Origin of the sequence: Bradyrhizobium sp. USDA 241, from assembly GCF_049739505.1 — a bacterium.
Lineage (GTDB): Bacteria > Pseudomonadota > Alphaproteobacteria > Rhizobiales > Xanthobacteraceae > Bradyrhizobium > Bradyrhizobium liaoningense.
Window position 1 is genome coordinate 3,967,540 of record NZ_JBMGPZ010000005.1, and the last position, 18,898, is coordinate 3,986,437.

The following is an 18,898-nucleotide window of genomic DNA, read 5'->3' on the forward strand; positions in this document are numbered from 1 at the left end:
CTCGCTCCCGGTTTGCTCTGCCCTTACCCTAGACATGGAAAAGCCCGGGCCATTGCCGGCCCGGGCTCCCCCCAAGACTCGCTGCCTGCGCTCGATCAGGCGGCGAGCGCTCCCGTGAACGTGCCCTTGACGAAGCTCTCGGGACGATAGACCGCGAGCGCCAGGCGTTCCTCGGCGAGGATGGTGACCAGGTTCTTGACGAAGTTGTCGCCGTCCTCGGTCGAGATCTCGACGCTGGCATCTTCGCGATCGAATATCTGCGCGCCGAGCTGGAAGGCGCCGACCAGGAAGTTGTCGACGGTCTCGGCCTGCGTCTCGACCACCGGCAGACGCCACAGCCGCGGCTCGATGCCTCCTTGCGGATTCGCCATCAGGTAATCGCCGACGTCGGTCTTGGTCAGCTCGATATCGGCCCAGTCCGACGGATGCATCACGATGCCATTGGCCGGGTATTCCGCAAGAAAGGCCTGCAGGATCGCGAGGCGGATGACGTCGATCTTGGTCAGGCTGCCGGCGGCGGACGGCACGATCGGCGCCGCGTAAGCGGTCGCCTGGGTGTTGATGCCGTTGAGGTCCGTGCCAGTCCCGCTGCCGTTGAGCAACTGCCCCTCCTCGACGTAGGCCAGGCCATAGCGCAGGCGGCCGTCGATGTAGGATTGCAGCTGCTGCACGTCCGACAGGATCTGCCGGGTCGCCTTCACCCAATGTGCGACCGTGGTGACGCTGGTGGTCATCAGGTCGAACTTGATCTCGGACTGCGGCTTGGTGGCGCCGGAGGTTTCCGACACGGTCGCGGCGCTGTTGGTGAAGCCGGTCTCCTTGACGTACTGGATCGCGTTGGAGTTGGTGCGGCCAGGCGTGATGAGATCGCGGATCGTCATGCGGCGCTGGGGCGGCGTGATGATGCCAGCCAGGCGCTGCGGCACGATCAAGTCGCCTGCCGAGCCATTGGCGTCCGTGGTCAGCGAGGAGATGATCGCCTTCAGCTTCATCGAGACCCGGCCCTTACGGCCGGACTTGAGGAAGTCGAGCACCTCGGCGTTCTCGGTGACCTGCTCGCCGATCGTCTTCTGACGCTCCGGGCCGCCGCCCTGGCGCAGCTGGGTCATCTTCTGCTCGAGCTCGGTCATGCGCTGGCTGATCTCGTTGTGCTTGATCAGCGCATCGTCGGCGGCCTTCTTGGTGTCGGCCGTGGTGGTGCCGAGGTTCTTCAGCTCCACTTGCGTGGTCTCGGCCGACTTCTTCACGTCGTCCGCTGCGGTCTTGAGCTGGGCAGCCATCTCGGTGATCTGCTTCTCGAGCGTGGCAAGGCTGGCGGCGTCGGCGACGACGCCGCCCCAGGCATGCGCATGGGCCACGGCCGAGTAGTCGAGAATAACGACCGCGACAAACGCGATCGCAACGATGCCGGCGAATGCCAGCAACGGCGTGTAACGCTTCATGTGATTCCCCTTCAGGATTTGGTGGTGATGGAGCGCAGCGACGCGAGTGCGTCACTCAGCGCGGACTTGATCGCCTCGCCGCTCTCGGACTCGCTCCGAACAGCTTTCGCATAGCCGACAGAGGCGATCTGAACGGCCATGGCTTTCGGGATGCCTGCCTCGCGCAGGACATCCTCGAATTCCTTGATGGGCGGCGGCTCGCCATCGCGCAGGCGCTGCGCGAACTCGGAAAGCCGCCCCTCACTCTTGACGCTGTCGACACGGGCCCGGCGGTTCGCCGGGAACGAGACGATCGAGGCCTCGAGCAGATCCAGCTTGATCAGCTTGCGCGGATCGCCGTTCGTGGCGGGCTCGACGTCGACCTCGCGATAGCCGATCGACATGCCCTGGATCGCGCCGGCCTTCAGCATGATCAGCGCCTCGTCGGCGCGGCGCACACCCTGCAGGAGCTGGCCCTTGGCGAAGAGCCCCTTGCCGTCGTCGGACATCTCGTTCCAGACGCCGATCGGCTCATCCGGATTGTGCTGCCACAGCATCAGCGGATAGGTGCCCTCGCGCGTGTGCTTCGCCAGGCTGTCGGCGAAGGCGCCGGGCATGACGACCTCGTTGTAGCTGTCGCGCACGCCGAACACCGAGGCGTAGCCCTCGATCGCGCCGGTGTCGCCGGCGGCCTTGACCTTGAACGAGAAGTCCTTGATCCGCGGCGCGGCCGCAGCGTTCTTGAGCTTCATTGCGCATCGCTCCCGTCGAGAGGCGGCCCACCATTGTGGCCGATCAAGGCCTTCATCTTGGCTTCGACGACGGCGTCGATATCGCCGCCGAACAACAGATTCATCATCGCCGAACGCAGTTGCTGAACCGGCCCGACTTGCAGCTTGCCGAGCTGATCGAGCGGCACCAGGTTGGACTGGACCGTCAGCACGTCGCCGCCTGGCATCGGCGGCCGGTTGTCGAGCGCGCGGCCTTCGTTGCGCGTGAGGTAGCCGTTCTGCCCGAGCGAGGACAGCAGCGCGGCACGGCCGGCGCTGTCGGCCCGCAGCAGGCCCTCGACGTTGAACTCGGCGAAGATCCTGCCGCGCTCCTTCGGCACCACCAGGCGCTTCTTGATGGCCTGCTCGATGCGCGTCAGGTACGGCCGCAAGCCGAGCGTGAGCCAGCCGAGCATGATCTGCTCGATGCCGGATCCCCACATGGTCTGCCCGTCGGCGGAGTGGCCGATCAGCACCGGCGGCACGCGAAGCCAGCGGCAGATGTCCTCGACCGAGAAGCGCCAGGTCAGCAGCATCTCGGCATCCTTGGGAGGCAGGCTCACGGCCTTGACGTCAAAGCCGTGCTCGAGCAGTCCGGCATTGACCGCCTCGCCGCCGATATAGGGGTCGATAAAGACCTTGCGGAAGTCGCTGCGCTGCCCCTGGTCCATCTTCACGCCGGGAGGAGCCGTGAAGAAGATCGAGCTCTTCATCCCGTTCTTGAACGTCGCGCCGGCGGAGGCGCCGATCGCCTCGGCGATGGCCAGGCTCTGCCGGGCGAATGCGATCACCGAGAGACCGCCGCCGTTGCCATCGTCGCCGAAGCCACGGATGTGAAAGACGTCATCCTCGGTCAGGCCGATATAGCGCTTGCCGCGATGGGTGAAGCTGTAGCGAAGCACGCCCCGGTCGTCGCGCTTGCGATCCATGTCGCCCGGCGCCGCCGACAGCGGCGTCAGCGAGATGATCGAACCATCCTCCCGCTTGTCCTTCAGCGAATAGGCGTTGCCGAAGATGCAGAGCGAGATGACCTGACTTTCCCAGAATTCCGCCGCGGTCTGGTCCGCGTTCGGGCTGTCATGCAGTGTGCCGTACAGGAGATGCCCGTCCGCCGGCGCCTTGCTGCCGTCGCGCTGGCGCTCATAGATGCCGAGCGGCAGCGTCGAGATGGTCTCGCTGTTGAGGCGGACACACGACCAGAACGAGGACAGCCGCATGGCGCCATCGGGCCCGACGTCGCGGCCGGCCCAATTGTCGCCAGAGCCCCGCCGCGAATTCTGGGGGTCCTGCACCTTCAGCGCAGGCTTTTGCCACCACGACGTGAGCCAGCTCATCCGGCCATCACCGCGTTCTTGAGGAAATCGCTGATGTCCATGACGCCTTGCGGATTCCAGCTCATCAGGATCGCGGCCTCGAACAGCGCGATCAGCGGGTCGATCTTGGCGCGGCCGGAGATCTGTTTGGTGATCAGAAGGTGGTTGCCGCGCGGCTCGACCTTGGCATTGCCCATCACCCACGCCATGAGCAGCTGGTCGGCGTGCCAAAACGTACCGTCATCGAGCTTGAGCTCAAGGCCATACATCGCCGGCGCCAGCGCGGGCCCCTGCATCAGCCGCCGAATCTGTTCGGGGCGAATGCCACCCTCCGCCAGCGCCTCGAAGACAGCCGCCGCGTTGTTCGGGTCGACGCCAACGGCGTCCTTCTGCGGCAGCAGGCCGGAGCTGCGCACCTGTGACACCAGGTCGACGAACCGCTTGTGACGGGTTGCGCCGTCACCGATGGTTAGCGACTTCTCCTCGGCGAAGTCCCGCAGCAGCGGCGCAATCTCCTTGCGGCGGTCCAGCACCTTGGGATCGGCGAAGGCATGGCACCAGGCTAGCCACTCGCGCGTCTCGCGATCGCGGCCGATCACGGCGAGGCCGAGGAGATCGTCGAGGCCGCCGCCATCGGCGCCGAGCGTCACCACCTCGCAGCGTGCGAGCAGCGACTCCAGCGTCAGGGTCTCGTCGGCCGCGCCTTCCCAGAAGTCGGCGCCGCGCCAGCCGTCGGCGCCGAGGCCGACGCCGATCTCGATGTTGAGATGCTGCGAAGCCCAGATCTGCTCGGCTTCCTCGTTGACCTTGCCGTTGTTCTGATAGTCCTCGAGGAGACGCTGTGGGTCGATCGAGCGGCCGAGGTTCGGCAGTAGCAGCCCCCAATTGTCGACGTTGCGCCAGTAGTCCTGGTCCTTTTGCAGATCGTGCGGATACTCGTATAACACGGGCAGCAGAATCGGATTCGGACCGCCCTTGCCGTCGCGGATCGCGCGCGCCTTCTTCAGCTCGGTGCGCCAGATCCCCGCCGGCGGCTCGTCCGACTGGGTCGTGATCATCAGCACCTGGCCGCCCTGCATCGTAATGCCGCCGCCGCGGATCTGCTGCATGACCGCAGCCGCCTTGGCCTTCTTGCCGAGCTCATGCAGCTCGTCGATGATGGTGAGGATCGGGATCTCGCCCGTCACGATCGAAGTGTCGAAGGTCTTGACGTCCAGCTGGGTTCCCGTCTTCCGACGCGTGATGCACTTGAGGTGATCCTGCACCTTGAAGATCGCATCCAGCTTCTTGTCGAGGCGGATCATGCCCTGCGCCTGCTCGAAGCAGCGCTCGGAGATGTTCTGGCTCGGCGCGACGATCAGCATCTGGCGGTTCGGCGCCTCTTCGAGGAACAGTGCGGTTAAACCGAGCGCCGCGACATAGGTCGTCTTGGAATTCTTCTTCGGCACCATGCAGAGCAGCTCCCAGACCAGCCGCCGCCTGGTGGCCGGGTCCTCGCTCGCCAGGAAGGCGCAGAGAATGGCCTTGAACCAGTCGCCGCAGGCCTCCGCCATCGACGGATTGCCGGGGACATCGGGAAGCCGCAGCCGATTGAAGAACGCGAGCGCCTTCGCCGCCTTGGCCTGGTTCAGCGGCACATCAGCCATCGGGATCTGACCCGCCTGGATGCGCTCCCACCAATCCGGGCACGCGAAGCGCGGCAGCGTCTCAATGGACATTCTGCGACGTCGCTTCCTGTTCCAGCTCGGCCATCAGGTCGGCGTCGGCGTCGAGCGCGCGCTGCTCGTCGACCAGCTTCTTGCCGATGCGCTCGGCCGCGGGCTTGTCGGCCGGCTGCGCGGCGAAGGTGGTCTCGATCTGCATACGATCGTTGCGCTCGACATAGGCGAGCCACAGGCGCATCGCGCCGGCGTTGCCCTCCTGGACGCCTCGCCAGAGCTGCAGCGCGAAAGCCGACTCCATGCGATCGCGCATCGCGTCGCGCACCTTGAGCTCGGCTCTAAAATACCGCTTCACCGTCGCCGGCGAGACGCCGATCGCATTCGCCATCACCGGGATCGACTTGCCGAGCGCCAGCAACAGCTTGATCTTGTTTCGATCTTCCGGCGTCGGCTCATACGGCGGCCGCCCGCGCTGGCCGCGGCCAGGGCGAACCGGATTGCCGAAGAGGTCAAAAACATCGTCCATCAGAAAAAAATCCGCGAATGGGAGAGCCGCCGGTCCCAGAGGCACGGGTTTGTGGACTTTTGACCCGCCCCTCCCTTACGTTGACAGCCATCGCAACTGCCACTTGAGGAACCGTACTGAGATGACGAAAGTCGACAAGGGAACAGAACTCGATCAGTTGAAGCGGGCCACCTCGATGGCCTTTGCCGCCTTAAAGCTCTGGAAGAGAGTCAACCTGGTGTCGCCGAGCGCTTCGTGCAGGGCGTGGAAGAGCACTACAACACTGTGCGGAACGAACCTTCCGAAGCGTCGCTGCACGCCATGGAGATGCTGAGCTGGATTAGAACGATCGTGAAATCCGAGAATAAGTTGCGCTAAGGTCAGTGCCAGACGCCGCGGGTGTGCAGCGAGGACTGCTCGGCCTTCTGCTTGTCTCGATCGTGGCAGGTCTTGAGCAGCGTCTGCAGGTTGGTCTTGTCCCAGAACAAGCGCTCATCACCACGGTGTGGGATCTTGTGGTCACACACCAGCTTCGAGGTATCACCCTCAATCACGCCGCACCCGCATTGGCAGGTGAAGAGATCGCGCACGAAGATCTCGATACGCAGCGCCTGCCAGCGGGCTGTCTTGTACCAGCGCTTCCATGGCGGCATCTGTGCTAACCTTGGACGGCCAACAAGGAGGAACCGATGGCAGACGACCGGAAGAACGTAGGGAAAGGCGACCGCATTCGCGCCTCTCAGCAGCCGCACGAGGTGAAGTACATCGCGAACAAGTTCAACATCAGCGGTCAAGCGGCCTCTGGTGCGATCCGTGCGGCTGGACCGATGCGGGACAAGGTCTACGAGTACATCAAGCAGAAGAAGAAGGGCGGGGGCTACGCTTAGAATGGAAGGCCGCTTGCACCAGGCCTTGGAGGTAGTCGTCCCGAGAGAAAACGCGAGGGCCGGCGGGAGTGTCAGAAGTTTTGTGTAAGAGCGTCTCTGTGAGGGGTTTGCGGGGTCAGCGGACTGACCCCATGGGGTCAGTCCGCTGAGCCTGCAAAGCGCTCGCCGAACTGGATGGCAAACTGGCCCATTGCGGCCGTCCATGCAACCGGTCGTCGCCAATGGATGCCGGCATTTCTGATGGCGAGGTAAAGCAGCTTCATCGCCGCCTCGTCGTTGGGGAAGCTGCCGCGTGTTTTGATGATCTTGCGCAGCGAACGGTTCAGCGCCTCGACCGCGTTGGTGGTATAGATCATTTTGCGTATCTCCGGCGCGAAGGCGAAGAACGGAATGACGTGCTCCCACGCCCGGCGCCAGGCCGCCCCGATCGCGGGATAGCGCTTGCCCCACTCGGCTTCGAAGTCCTCGAGCCTGAGCAGAGCGGCGTCGGCATTCTCGGCATGATAGATCGCCTTGATCGAGGGAAGGATCGCCTTGCGATCCTTCCAGGACACGAAGGATAGGCTGTTGCGGATCAAATGCACGATGCAGGTCTGGACCATCGCCTTGGGAAAGACGCTGTTGATCGCCTCGGGAAAGCCCTTCAGACCGTCGACGACGGCGATCAGGATGTCGGCGACGCCGCGGTTCCTCAGATCGTTCATGACCTTGAGCCAGAATTTGGCGCCTTCGGTTTGCTCGATCCAAAGCCCGAGCACGTCTTTCTCGCCCGATGCAGTGATGCCCAGCACGACGTAGACTGCCTTGTTCTTGACCATCCCCTCATCGCGAATCTTGACCCTGAGCGCGTCGAAGAAGGAGCTATGGCGGAATCTGGGTGATGACGGTGTGAGGAAGGCGGCGTATCGAGGCGGGTGACGAGCCTGCCAGAACCTCTCGAGGAGAGCGATACGCCATGACCGAGACTACCAATGTTCTTGCTTTCCGTCAGCCGTCCGCGGTTGATGATCCACTGACCGATATCGTTCGTGCCGGCGCGCGGGACCTGCTTGCCAGGGCGATCGAGATCGAGGTTGGCGCGTTTCTGGCCAGCACGGCCAATCTGACGCTGCCCGACGGTCGAGCGCGCCTGGTCCGACATGGGCACGGTCCGGTGCGCGAGATTGCGACCGGCATCGGTCCGGTGGAGGTCGCTCGTCCCAAGGTCCGCGACCGCGGAGCGAGCGGGCCAGGCGACCGCCTCCGCTTCAGTTCGGCAATCCTGCCGCTATGGGCGCGGCGGACGAAGAGCCTGGATGCCTTGATCCCGGTCCTCTATTTGCGCGGCATCTCGACCGGCGACTTCCAGGAGGCGCTCTCGGCGCTGCTCGGCAAGGATGCGCCGAACCTGTCGCCTTCGGTGATCGCCGGCCTGAAGGCCGATTGGCAGGTCGAGTACGAACGCTGGCAGAGACGCGATCTGTCGGCGCGTCGCTATGTCTACATCTGGGCCGATGGCGTGTACCTGCAGGCCCGCATGGAAGATCACAGCGAATGCATGCTGGTGCTGATTGGCACCACGCCGGAAGGCAAGAAGGAGCTGATCGGCTTCCAGGTCGGCGTGCGCGAGAGCGCGCAGAGCTGGCGCGAACTCCTGATCGACCTGCGGCAACGCGGGTTACGGATTGCCCCGCAACTCGCCATCGGCGACGGCGCCCTCGGCTTCTGGAAGGCACTGGACGAGGCCTTTCCCGGCACGCGGCACCAACGATGCTGGTGCCATAAAGTGAGCAACGTACTCGACAAGGTCGCCAAATCCGTGCAGGGCCCCATGAAGAACGACCTGCGGAACATCTATCTGGCCCCACACCGGGCCGAAGCTGAAACCGCGATCGACGTCTTCGTCGAGAAATACCACGTCAAATACGGACGTGCGGTGGAGTGCCTGATCAAGGATCGCCATGCGCTGCTCGCCTTCTTCGACTTCCCTGCTGAGCACTGGATCCACCTACGCAGCTCGAACCCGATCGAGAGCGTCTTCGCCACGGTGCGCCACCGAACGGTGCGGACCAAGGGATCGCTGTCGCAACAAACTGCGAAGCTGATGGTGTTCAAGCTCATCGACGCCGCATCGAAGACCTGGCGGCGATTGAAGAGCACGAACCAGTTGCCGAAAGTCATCGCCGGTGTAAAGTTCATCGACGGAATCGAAGTCATTCCGAACACTGAAAGCCACGCCGCCTGATCAGGCCGCGTCACCCAAAATCAGCCATAGCTCCCGGCCGGATGGTCCTGCCGCATCGTCGGAGACAGCCGCCGGTCGAATTCTCGGAATAAATCGCAGAACCGGCTGTAGCCATAACCTTCCGGGTGGACCGCCCGGTACTCCTCCCACAGCACCATCAGATTGACGCCAGGCCGCTTCAGCTCACAGGCCAGCGAGGCCCAATCCGGCTCCCGGCGCCGGCGAAAGCCGCGCCTGACGCCGGCATGGGCAAACAGACGTTGTTCAAGAACGGCGTCGGTCAGATCGCCCGCCAAAGGCCACGCCAGCCCGGCAGTCGAGGCACGCTTGAGGTTGTCCTGGATGGTGCTGCGCGCCACGCCGAGCGTGCGCCCAATCTCCCGGGCGCTCACCCCATCACGGGCAAGCCGCAGCATCTGTCGTATCTGTCGCATGGTCAGTTCTCTCTTGGCCGGCATCCGCTTCCCCACGTTGATCAACGCGGGACTTGATGCCTGAGGGACTGATCCAAACGAAAACGCCGACTTCCAAAAACCCGGCCGACTTCAAATCGGAATGCCGGCCGGTTTCATTTCGGAATCGTGGCCGGCTTCAAATCGGAACGATGGCCGGCTTCAAGTCGGAATACCCGGCCGGAATAAATCGGAATCCGCACTCAGCTTGCACAAAGACAAACGTCACATCGAGATAGCCGTTCAGAGCTAGCAAGTCTTCCACGGTATCGACATCGGTGACTAGCCCGTCCTATTCGTGAGAGTGCGGCTTTTGGGCCCGATTGATGCGGCCGCACATCTTGTCTGACGAGGCGCACAGGATTGCCTTCGGCTTTTCGCCGCCTGACGACCGGTACTTTGCAACGCGCTTGAGGGATGGGTTGGGCGAACGGGGGCGGACGCCCCGCCGGTCAAGGACCGAGCGGCAGCAGCGCGCCGGGCAAGCCGCAGATCAGGTCGGCTTCGGGACATGCCGCGGCAAACGCAAGGCGAATGCGGCTCGTGGTCTCGACGACACGGGCGGCGATTTTCAAGAGCCGAAGACGCAGCGTCGCGAACTCGGCAGCGGCCAATTCCCGGACTTTGGGAATGGCGTCGCGCACGGTCAGCATCAGCCAATAAGCGGCCGTATGGAGCACGAGACGGACCTGGTTGGCGAGCGCCGAACGGCAGCTGGTGCGGTCGGAGGCGAGCTGCGTCTTATGCAGCTTGATCAGATTCTCGGCTTGGCCGCGCGCGCAATACAGGCTGTCGTAGATCCACTCGGCCGAGCCGACATCGAGGCTGGTGACGACGAAACGGATGTCGAGGCCGAGCATCGTCGCCTCAATACGGGCGACGGTGCGCCGTTCGCGATCCCAGGACTTTGCCTTGTGGCGCGTCTCGGTATAGCCACGCAGAACCGGCAGGTTCTCGATGGCGCGTCGGGTGCGGATGTCGTCGGCGACCTCGTCGACTTTTCTGGCGAGAGGCTTGGTGCCGGACAGACCGAAGATGTAGTCGATGCCGTTGGTCTCGCACCACGCCATGGCCTCCGGCCGGGCATAGTGCCCGTCGCCACGGAACGTAATTCGCGTGTTGTGCCACCGCGTGCGGATATGCCGTACCAGGCGGCGCAGAAGGGCACGCACCTCGACGCCGCCCGGCGTCTTGCCGGGCCTCAGCACGACCGCCACGGGACGGCTCTTCTCCGTGTCGTAGACGTGGATCGGCAGGAAGCAGCGTTCGTCATAATGAGCGTTGAACAGCGAGAGCTGCTGATGGCCGTGGACGACATCGCAGGTATCATCGATGTCGAGCGTGACGGATGCCGGCTCGCGCGGGTAGCTATCCATCCATGCGTCGACCAAAATGTAGGTCAGTCGGATCACGTCGCGCAGGCGCGGAGCATTCTCCAGCCGCGACAGCGTCGGTTGGGAACACAGATCGCGGCCCGTGTCCGGCAGCCGTCCGCAGGCCAGCTTGAATGCGGGATCGGACCGCAGATGATCGAGGTCGTCGGCGTCCTCGTAGCCGCAGCAGATCGCGAACATGCGCGCGCGGAACATATCGACAAGGCTGTGCACGACCCGCGTCGGATCGCGCCGATCCGGGAACACCCGGGCCAGATTGTCGGCCAAGCCGAGACGCCGCTCGGCCATCGCCAGAAGCATCACGCCCCCGTTCGAGGTCAGGCGACCGCCATCGAAGGCAGCTGTGACTTTCTTGGCGTGAACGGCTGGAAACGAGAAGGGCGGAATCGTATCGTCGGTCATGGCGGGCGTGGCGTTCGCGGTTGAAGGTGATGGGGTGGCTTCGCAACCGAATCCTACGCCGCATCAGCGCTTTACACCACGCTCGCCAGCCCTCAGGCGCACTCTTACGAATAAGACGGGCTAGATTGGCGGTGGCATAGGACATCACAAACACGCCGCCGATGCTGGCATAGGCGATCTCGGAGATCTTCAGGCCGACCGCGGTGAAGAACGGCCGGCGGTGGTGCCTGAAGATCTCGAGCAGTGGCAGGCTTGCGACTTCCTTCTTGGCCTGGACCTGACGGAAGGCGGCGGTCTCCTCCATGTTGAGGCGGATGTAGAGACCGACGCCGACCAGGAGGATCGAGATCAGGAAGGGGATGCGCCAGCCGTAAGTCATGAAGTCGCTCTCCGGCAGGCTCGCCACCAGCGCGAACATGCCGATCGCGGCGAGATTGCCGATGGGGTTGCCGACCTGCACCATGCTGCCGAGCAGGCCGCGGCGATGCGTCGGGCAATTCTCGACCACCATCAGCACGGCGCCGCCCCATTCGCCGCCGAGGCCGATACCCTGGAGAAAGCGCAATCCGATCAGCAGCACCGGCGCGGCAATGCCGATCTGCTGGTAGGTCGGAAGCAGGCCGATCAGGAAGGTGCCGATGCCCATCACCATGATCGTGATCGCGAGCATCGCCTTGCGGCCGACCCGGTCGCCGTAATGGCCAAAGATCGCAGCTCCGAGCGGCCGCGCCAGAAATCCGACGGCGTAGGTGCCGAAGGCCGCGATGGTGGCGAGCGCGGGATTGCCTGCGGCGAAGAAGACCTTGTTGAACACCAGCGCGGTCGCCGTGCCATAGATGAGGAAGTCGTACCATTCGACCGCGGTGCCGATCACGCTCGACCACACGATCCGTCGCAAGCTCGCCGCCTCGTCCGGCGCTACGTTCAGGGTTACGTCGTCTGCTACGGTCATCGATCTCTCCAAAAGGTACCGGCGCCTGGGAAAAGCAGTTGGTGCGGTCGCGGTGCCCATCGGCAGCCGCGACGGTAAAAATCGATCATGTTTACTATTGGAAATCGACGCCACGGAACGCGGCAAATGCCGACGATCGCGGCAATGCGGGCGAATTGCACCACAATTCGGCGATTTTCCGCGTTATACCAATTCACCTGCTCATAATATCCGCGCCCTTGCCCGAAATTTCTGCTCAGAAGTTTTCCAGTGGAATACGCTGCGGGCGACCCGGCTCGGGGCCTTGCCGGCCGCCGGGCTGGCAGTCCGGCGCCTTCTGTTGCAAAACAGGCTTCAGCAGTTCGGGAGACTCATGCGTGCTTGACGTCAGCAAAGCGACAGCGGTCGGGGCCAACATCCGCCAGGCGCGGATCGCCAAGGGCCTGACGCTGGACCAGCTTGCGAAGCAAAGCGACCTCACCCGCGGCTACATCTCGCTGGTCGAGCGCAACCTCAAGATCCCCTCCCTCGCCGCGCTGCTGCGGATGGCCGCCGCGCTCGAGGTCAATGTCGCGAACTTCTTCGACCCGAACGCCGAGCCGGCACCGCGCTACACGCTGTTCCGTCGCCAGGACGGCAATGTGCCGCTGTTCCAGGACACGTTTGGCGTGGTCCCGCTGGCGACCGGTCGCACCCGCAAGATGATGGAGCCCTTTCTGCTGAGCCCGCCGCACAAGTCGGCGACGCGCGCCTCGCATGCGGGCGAGGAGCTGCTGTTCGTCATCAACGGCAGGATCGCGATCAAGCTCGATGGCGAAGAGCTCGTCCTCGGAAGGGGCGATTGCCTGTATTTTTCAGGCGAGACGCCGCACGAGGTCAGGAGCCTCGGCCGGCAGAAGGCCGAAGTGCTGGTCGTCGTGGCCCAGACGCCTTGACGTCCAGCCTCGGCAAATAGCCTACCGGAACCAGAAGAAACGTCCCTGTGACGGTGGGATGGACTCCGGCGGCCGCAGCCGTTTCGGGCGCGGCGGCCTTGGCGGCGGCTCGGTAGCCGAAGTGGTCTCCGCAGTCGGCGCAGTGTCGCTGCCCGGCACCTTCACCGACAGCAGCAAATTCGATTCGCGCATCCGCCATCGATAGCCGACGCCGAAATCGATCGGCTGGGCGCGCGTGAACAGTTCGGCGTAGCGCTCCTGGTAGCGGCCGGGGAATTCGTCGATCGGACCGAGATAGCGGCCGAACGGGAAGAACCGCCATTGCCGTGCGTTGTAGTTCGCGAGCGGAATGCCGGAATCGTCCTGGATGATGGTGGCACTGTTGGCAAGCAGCCAGTCGCGCACGACGGAGAAATTGCCGGAGTGCAACAGATAGGAGGCACTCTTGAGCAGGCTGTTGCCGGGCCCGAGCGTCTCGCAAAACTTCAGGAAGCCTGCGGCGCGCGCGCCGGAATTGGATAGATCGGTCGAGAAATAATACAGCGTGCGCGCTTCCCCATCGCTGCCGGCGAAGGTGATGCGGACGCCGCGCGTTGCGTTTCGTCCCGGATTGTCGTCGCCGACATGCACCCCGCCCTTGTCGTCGAGCGCGATCATCTCGACATTGCGGATGGTCTTGCCGGAGCGCGCGAGGAAGACATAGAGGATCGGCAAGGTGCCGTTGACCTGGTTGGCGCGCAGGTCGACCTTCATCTGCTTGGTAATGAAGAAGGAGAAGCTCAGGATCGAGCCGAGCGATCGCTCGACATTGTAGAGCGCGGCGGCGACCGAACCACGCGGCAGCCGCGTCAGGTCGGGCACGGCGCCGACCGGCTCCAGCGCGCCGAGCACATACGTGCTGGCCTTGGAATAGAAGGCATCGGCGTAGAGGAAATCCGGGCCGCTGAACATGTAGAACATGGTCGGCCGGGGCGCGGCGAGATTGGCGTCGGCCCAGCTGCGGATATTGGATAGCTGCCGCTGTTCGAGCTGGGCGAAGGCGCCGTCGAAGAACTTTGCATGGCGCTGCCAGCCCGGATCCTTGGTGAGCGGCACCAGCGGCGAGTCCGCCGATGGCTGCATGCCTGCAAGGAAGCGCGCGGTGTCGTCGAAGCTGGCGTCGGCAGCATGCGCGGACGAGACGACCGCAGCCAGCAGGGCAAGAGCGAGCGCCGCAATTCTCATGGGTAGAAACATCTCTATTCGCGGTGTGATGAGTTGCCGGCGGCAGCCGGCCGCCTGCGGAACACAGCATAGATCAACAGGCCCGCGAGCATGACGAGCATCCCCGAGAGCGACTGCACCGGCCGCTCGGTCAAGAGGTAGTACATCATAAACGCGGTCACGAGCAGGAAAACCAGCGGCGTGAACGGGTATCCCCAGGCGCGATAGGGCCGCGGCAGGTCGGGATCGGTCATGCGCAGCTTGATGACGCCGGCGACCGTGAAGAACGAGCAGAACAACAGCGCGAACTGGATGAAGTCGAGCACCGCCTCGAAGCTGCGCGTGAACAACAGCAGGTTGGCGATGGCGAGCTGGAACAGGACGGCATAGGCCGGCGCGCCGCTCACCGATCGCTTCGAAAACACGCGCAGGGCCGGAATATCCTCCCCCATCGTCATCATCACGCGCGGCCCGATCCACATCATCGCGCTGATCGAGGAGATCAGGCCGACGCAAATCATGGCGCCGACGATCCGGCCGCCGAGGTTGCCGAAGATGGCGCTGCCGGCGACGCTGGCGACGTCGAGCTGGCCGGCGAGGGCACTCACCGGCGTGGTGTAGAGAAAGACCGCGTTCAGCGCGACGTACAGCACGAGCACGATCAGCGTGCCCGCAAGCAGCGCGCGCGGCAGGCTCTGCTGCGGCGTGTTCATCTCGCCGATGATGTAGGTCGCAGCATTCCAGCCCGAGAAGGAATACATCACGAAGACGAGGCCGATCGCGAACGGCGCGCTGACGATGTGGGCGAGATCGCCCGGCTGCGGCGTGAAGGCGATCGGCTGCTGCGCGCCGACGACGAAGCCTGCGACCAGGAAGGCAACGATCAGGACGACCTTGAGGATGGTCGAGATCAGCTGGAAGGTCGAGGAGTGCCGGACGCCGGTCAGTTGCACGAGCGAGACCAGCCACACCACGCCGATGGCAAGCGGGATCGGCGGCAGATCCGGGACAACCGATTTGGCGTATTCGCCGAACGCCATCGCCGCGAGCGCAACCGGCGCCGCGAAGCCGACCGTGGCCGACACCCAGCCGGCGAGAAAGCCGAAGGCCGGATGATAGGCGCGGCCGAGGAAATTGTACTCACCGCTCGAGCGCGGAAACATCGCGCCCAATTCGCTGTACGCGAACACCCCGCACAAGGCGACGATGCCGCCGACGGTCCAGAGCAGCAGGATCGAGAAGCCGGACGGGATGTCCTTGACCTGGAACCCGAGGCTGGTGAAGACGCCGACCCCGATCATGTCGGCCACGACGATGGCGGTTGCGACCGGAACGGAGACCCCGGCCCCGCTCCCGGTCAACCGGCCCATCCAGGCTGCGGTTCCCGCATGTGATGCCGTCATCGCGGTCCTTAACCTCAGGCGTCTCGCCTCGCAGGCCATCGTGCAGTTCGGCCCAGTCAATTCAAGCAGGGTTAACAAGGGTTAAATGAGGCAACGGCAGCGGGTACCAAAACACCGACTAACCACGCTTTTGGACAATGACGCCTGGATTGCCCCGAAATTTCCCGTTCGCGCTCCCCACAATCAGGACACGATTGCATGGTCTTTTTGAGCGTTCCGGATGTGGGGAAGTTGCTCCGGACGCTTAACGTCGCCTAAACGCCAGTCGGCTCAATTGTCTTAAAGCATGCCGACGGACTTGATGTCGTGACTTGGGGTCATGGGTGGATGTTCGGGGCCGTTCCGAGACTGAGAGCTGACTGTCGTGCCGATCGGACAACGTCCGGTGCGCGCGATCGTGCGCTCCGGATCGGCCTGGTCTCGGCCTTGGTGCCGCTGTCGCTGACGCTGGTTCAATGCGGCAAGGCGCCCGATCCGGCGGCGCTGGCAACGAACTCCCAGGCGAATGTCCAGGTCGTCGCCAAGACCAGTTCGCAAACCTCCAACCCACGCGTGGCAAGCGGCGACACGTTCGAGGACCGCTTCCCCGCCCCGCAGTTCAAGGAGCGCTTTCCCTCGGCGAGCGAGAGCTTCCTGCAGCGGCAGGTGTCGGACTTCTCGCCCAGGCGCGCCGTTCAGCAACAACCGCCGGAGCAAGCGCCTTACAAGGTGGCTTCGCTCGAGCCGCAGGTCCCCTACAAGCGTCCGCCGCGCGACGACCTGACGACACTCGTCAGCATGAAGTCGTCGGCCTTCCCTTACTTCGGCAACAACCCCGCCTCCGACGCGCCCTTCCTCAACATTTCCAAGGGCGATCGCCGCGGCCACCGCAGCTATTCCGGTCGGGTGTTCTGGCAGGACGAGACCTACAGCGACAGCCGGGTGCTGGTGCACGTGCCCGAGCATTTCGACGTGCACAAGCCGGGTGTGATCGTGGTGTTCTTCCACGGCAATGGCGCGACGCTCGAGCGCGACGTACGCGACCGCCAGCTGGTGCCCAAGCAGATCAGCGATTCCGGCGCCAATGCCGTGCTCCTTGCACCGCAAATGGCCGTCGATGCCGCCGATTCCAGCGCCGGCAAGTTCTGGCAACCGGGCGGGTTCAAGCGCTTCATGGCGGAATCGGCCGACCATCTCGCCCGCCTCACCGGCGATCCCAACAGTGCGCGCGCTTTCGCCAACATGCCGATCGTGATCGTCGGCTACAGCGGCGGCTTCTTGCCGACGGCCTGGAGCCTTGAGGTCGGCGGCATCAGCGACCGCGTCCGCGGCGTGGTACTGCTCGACGCCATCTACGGCGAGCTGGACAAGTTCGCCTCCTGGATCGAGAGCCACCGTTCCGGCTTCTTCGTCAGCTCCTACACCCGCTACACGGCGCGGCGCGACCGTGAGCTGATGAGCATGCTGCGGCAGAAGGGCATCAGCGTCGCCGAGGACATGGAGGGGCCGCTCCGTCCCGGCAGCGTGGTGTTCGTGGAGACCGGCGACGGCATCACCCATCGCGATTACGTGACCCGCGCCTGGACGCGGGATCCGCTCAAGGACGTGCTGGTGAAGATGTCGGCAACGCCGTCGCTCGCGCTCACGCGCGTCGCCTCGACCAATCCATCCGCATCGAGCCGCTAGGCCCAATTGCTCAGCTCGATCAGCGACTGAGCCCTGACCTGGCGAATATCAGTTCTTGGGCAGCTTCGGAATGCTCTCGGCAAAGCCGTTGAAGCAGGTCAGCCGCTCGTCCTCTTCCTTGAGGAAACGGCAATCTGCGTAGCCCTTGGCCTTCGCCGGCTTCGGCTTCGGCGCCGGCGGGATTACGGCATCGTAGCAGTTGAGGCGATCCTTGGTGCCGTCGTCGATCTCGAGGCAGGCCTGGAGCCGGACGGCAATCGACTGCGGCTTGCCCTTCGCTGCCGCGGCGGGCTTGGCCGCGGCCTCTTTGGTTCCCTTGGGCTTGACCTGCACCAGCGGCTTGTCCCCCACCATCGGGGGCTTGTCGGCTTGCGCAAATGCGGAGGTTGAATAGAGCACCGCGGCAACCGCCAAAATCATCCTCATCTCAGTCAACTCTCTTTGGTCCCCATGACCGGCCTTCTAGCGCCCTCGCGCGAGGTTTGCCAAGCACCTTGCGCACAGGAAAGACGGCATTCAGGCGGTTGTGGCAGCCGCCGGCCGTGGCCGGGTCAGCACCAACAGGATCAGCGCCAGCACGACGAACCCGACCGCGACAAAGCCGAGCGCGTGCAGGAGCTCGCGGGCAAACAGCAGCCCACCGACGGCGGAGCCGACCGCCTGGCCGATATAGAGGACCGAGGTATTGAGCGCGACGGTCGCCGATGCCAGCGGCGGCGCGGCCGCGACCAGCCGCACCTGCTGCATCGAATTGGTCGACGCGAAGCCAAGGCCCCAGGTCGCGACCGCGCCCGCCATCAAGACGAGCGAGCCGGCGCCGAGCGCCCATCCGGTCATCCCGGCAAGCAGCAGGCAGGTGAACAGCAACGAGGTGCGATAGGGCCCCGAGGTGTCGACGATGCGGGTCGCGATGACAACGCCAAGGAAGCCGCAGATGCCGTAAAGCGCGAACACCATGCCGATCGCATCGGCACCCGCGCCGGTGAGCCTGTTGAGCAGCGGGCCCATATAGGTGAACACCACGAACTGCCCCGACATCTGCAACATCGTGATCGCAAGCAGCAGCAGGATCGTCCTGCTCCGCCCGACCGCGGCCCATGTCTTCAGATCCACCGGTGCGCCCTTCAGGCCCGCCGGAAGGCGCAGCAGCAACAACAGCAAGCTGATGCAGCCGAGCGCGCCGATCCCGCCATAGCCCGCGCGCCAGCCATAGCGGCTGGCGATGAAGGTGATCAGCGGCAGGCCGACGGCGGCTGCCAAAGACCAGCCAAGGAAAATGTATGCAATGGTGCTGCCGCGCCGTTCCGCCGGCACGATCAGCGCTGCCGTGCCGGCGGCCTGCGGCGTGTAGAGCGCGCCGACCGCGAGCATCACGAGGCGAATGACAAGGAGGCTCGCGTAGTCGGGCGCAAAGGCCGAAGCGAGATTGCCGAAGGCGAGCACCGCAAGCGTCGTTGCGAGCAGCGTCCGCCGTTCGATGCGGCTGGTGAGCCAGGCCGTCAGCGGCGAGCCGATGCACAACGTGACCGCGCCGAACGTGATCAGGAGCCCGGCCGCATGGATTCTGACCTCAAGTCCCGTCGCCAATTCCGGCAGCATGCCCGCCGGCGCCAGCACCGAGCAGCCAGTGACGAGATTGCCGAGCATCAGGGCGGTTGGCGCGAAACGGCCGGCGGCGGGAGCTTTTTCCATGCAAGTGCATGTAGAGCAGGCTTGCGGCCAGTTGAAGGGC

Annotated in this window: 16 protein-coding genes and 2 pseudogenes; 4 read left to right on the top strand and 14 right to left on the bottom strand. The window is 64.3% G+C overall.

All coding sequences use genetic code 11. The features are described from left to right. Positions 1 to 95: 95 nt before the first annotated feature. The 6 genes from ABIF91_RS41070 to ABIF91_RS41095 form a co-directional block, all read right to left on the bottom strand. A complete protein-coding gene (locus ABIF91_RS41070; RefSeq protein ID WP_424579767.1) occupies positions 96 to 1,442 on the bottom strand; it encodes a phage major capsid protein in 1,347 nt (448 codons plus the stop codon). Positions 1,443 to 1,453: 11 nt separating this feature from the next. Continuing rightward, a complete protein-coding gene (locus ABIF91_RS41075; protein ID WP_284282949.1) occupies positions 1,454 to 2,173 on the bottom strand; it encodes an HK97 family phage prohead protease in 720 nt (239 codons plus the stop codon). Further along, complete coding sequence (locus tag ABIF91_RS41080; protein ID WP_284282950.1) at positions 2,170 to 3,525, bottom strand: phage portal protein; 1,356 nt, start codon at positions 3,523 to 3,525, stop codon at positions 2,170 to 2,172. The genes ABIF91_RS41075 and ABIF91_RS41080 overlap by 4 nt, the downstream gene beginning before the upstream one ends. Beyond that, the gene (locus tag ABIF91_RS41085; RefSeq protein WP_284282951.1) at positions 3,522 to 5,222 is read right to left on the bottom strand and encodes a terminase large subunit domain-containing protein; all 1,701 of its coding nucleotides are present in this window, start codon (positions 5,220 to 5,222) and stop codon (positions 3,522 to 3,524) included. The genes ABIF91_RS41080 and ABIF91_RS41085 overlap by 4 nt, the downstream gene beginning before the upstream one ends. Next, a complete protein-coding gene (locus ABIF91_RS41090; protein WP_035675059.1) occupies positions 5,212 to 5,691 on the bottom strand; it encodes a helix-turn-helix domain-containing protein in 480 nt (159 codons plus the stop codon). The genes ABIF91_RS41085 and ABIF91_RS41090 overlap by 11 nt, the downstream gene beginning before the upstream one ends. A 359-nt stretch (positions 5,692 to 6,050) precedes the next feature. Then, the gene (locus ABIF91_RS41095; protein WP_284282952.1) at positions 6,051 to 6,323 is read right to left on the bottom strand and encodes an HNH endonuclease; all 273 of its coding nucleotides are present in this window, start codon (positions 6,321 to 6,323) and stop codon (positions 6,051 to 6,053) included. A gap of 36 nt (positions 6,324 to 6,359) precedes the next feature. Between ABIF91_RS41095 and ABIF91_RS41100 the strand changes: the two genes are divergently transcribed. Continuing rightward, complete coding sequence (locus ABIF91_RS41100) at positions 6,360 to 6,557, top strand: DUF3606 domain-containing protein (RefSeq protein WP_035682196.1); 198 nt, start codon at positions 6,360 to 6,362, stop codon at positions 6,555 to 6,557. A 137-nt stretch (positions 6,558 to 6,694) separates the two neighbouring features. Here ABIF91_RS41100 and ABIF91_RS41105 read toward each other — a convergent pair. Beyond that, a pseudogene (locus tag ABIF91_RS41105) lies at positions 6,695 to 7,414 on the bottom strand (IS256 family transposase); the annotation flags it as partial. 98 nt (positions 7,415 to 7,512) lie between these two features. Here ABIF91_RS41105 and ABIF91_RS41110 point away from each other — a divergent pair. After that, complete coding sequence (locus ABIF91_RS41110) at positions 7,513 to 8,781, top strand: IS256 family transposase (protein ID WP_038952271.1); 1,269 nt, start codon at positions 7,513 to 7,515, stop codon at positions 8,779 to 8,781. A 20-nt stretch (positions 8,782 to 8,801) separates the two neighbouring features. Here the strand turns inward: ABIF91_RS41110 and ABIF91_RS41115 are convergent, their stop codons facing one another. The 3 genes and pseudogenes from ABIF91_RS41115 to ABIF91_RS41125 form a co-directional block, all read right to left on the bottom strand. Beyond that, positions 8,802 to 9,239, bottom strand: coding sequence for a helix-turn-helix domain-containing protein (locus ABIF91_RS41115; RefSeq protein ID WP_284278657.1), 438 nt, complete (start codon positions 9,237 to 9,239; stop codon positions 8,802 to 8,804). A gap of 446 nt (positions 9,240 to 9,685) precedes the next feature. Next, the gene (locus ABIF91_RS41120; protein ID WP_424578699.1) at positions 9,686 to 11,029 is read right to left on the bottom strand and encodes an IS1380-like element ISBdi2 family transposase; all 1,344 of its coding nucleotides are present in this window, start codon (positions 11,027 to 11,029) and stop codon (positions 9,686 to 9,688) included. Between the two features lie 121 nt (positions 11,030 to 11,150). Then, positions 11,151 to 11,981 (bottom strand): annotated as a pseudogene (locus ABIF91_RS41125) (MFS transporter); the annotation flags it as partial. Positions 11,982 to 12,337: 356 nt separating this feature from the next. Here ABIF91_RS41125 and ABIF91_RS41130 point away from each other — a divergent pair. Then, positions 12,338 to 12,895: a helix-turn-helix domain-containing protein gene (locus tag ABIF91_RS41130; RefSeq protein WP_028180477.1), complete on the top strand. Its 558-nt coding sequence runs from the start codon at positions 12,338 to 12,340 to the stop codon at positions 12,893 to 12,895. Positions 12,896 to 12,916: 21 nt separating this feature from the next. Here the strand turns inward: ABIF91_RS41130 and ABIF91_RS41135 are convergent, their stop codons facing one another. Together ABIF91_RS41135 and ABIF91_RS41140 are read right to left on the bottom strand one after the other, a co-directional pair. Next, entirely contained in the window at positions 12,917 to 14,131 is a 1,215-nt protein-coding gene (locus ABIF91_RS41135) for a hypothetical protein (RefSeq protein WP_028180476.1), read from the bottom strand. A 2-nt stretch (positions 14,132 to 14,133) separates the two neighbouring features. Beyond that, positions 14,134 to 15,501, bottom strand: coding sequence for an APC family permease (locus tag ABIF91_RS41140; protein ID WP_028180475.1), 1,368 nt, complete (start codon positions 15,499 to 15,501; stop codon positions 14,134 to 14,136). A gap of 327 nt (positions 15,502 to 15,828) precedes the next feature. Between ABIF91_RS41140 and ABIF91_RS41145 the strand changes: the two genes are divergently transcribed. Continuing rightward, entirely contained in the window at positions 15,829 to 17,166 is a 1,338-nt protein-coding gene (locus tag ABIF91_RS41145) for an alpha/beta hydrolase (protein WP_028180474.1), read from the top strand. A 48-nt stretch (positions 17,167 to 17,214) separates the two neighbouring features. Here ABIF91_RS41145 and ABIF91_RS41150 read toward each other — a convergent pair whose 3' ends face one another. Then, positions 17,215 to 17,592: a hypothetical protein gene (locus tag ABIF91_RS41150; protein ID WP_028180473.1), complete on the bottom strand. Its 378-nt coding sequence runs from the start codon at positions 17,590 to 17,592 to the stop codon at positions 17,215 to 17,217. A gap of 90 nt (positions 17,593 to 17,682) precedes the next feature. After that, complete coding sequence (locus ABIF91_RS41155; RefSeq protein ID WP_028180472.1) at positions 17,683 to 18,858, bottom strand: MFS transporter; 1,176 nt, start codon at positions 18,856 to 18,858, stop codon at positions 17,683 to 17,685. Positions 18,859 to 18,898 lie beyond the last annotated feature (40 nt).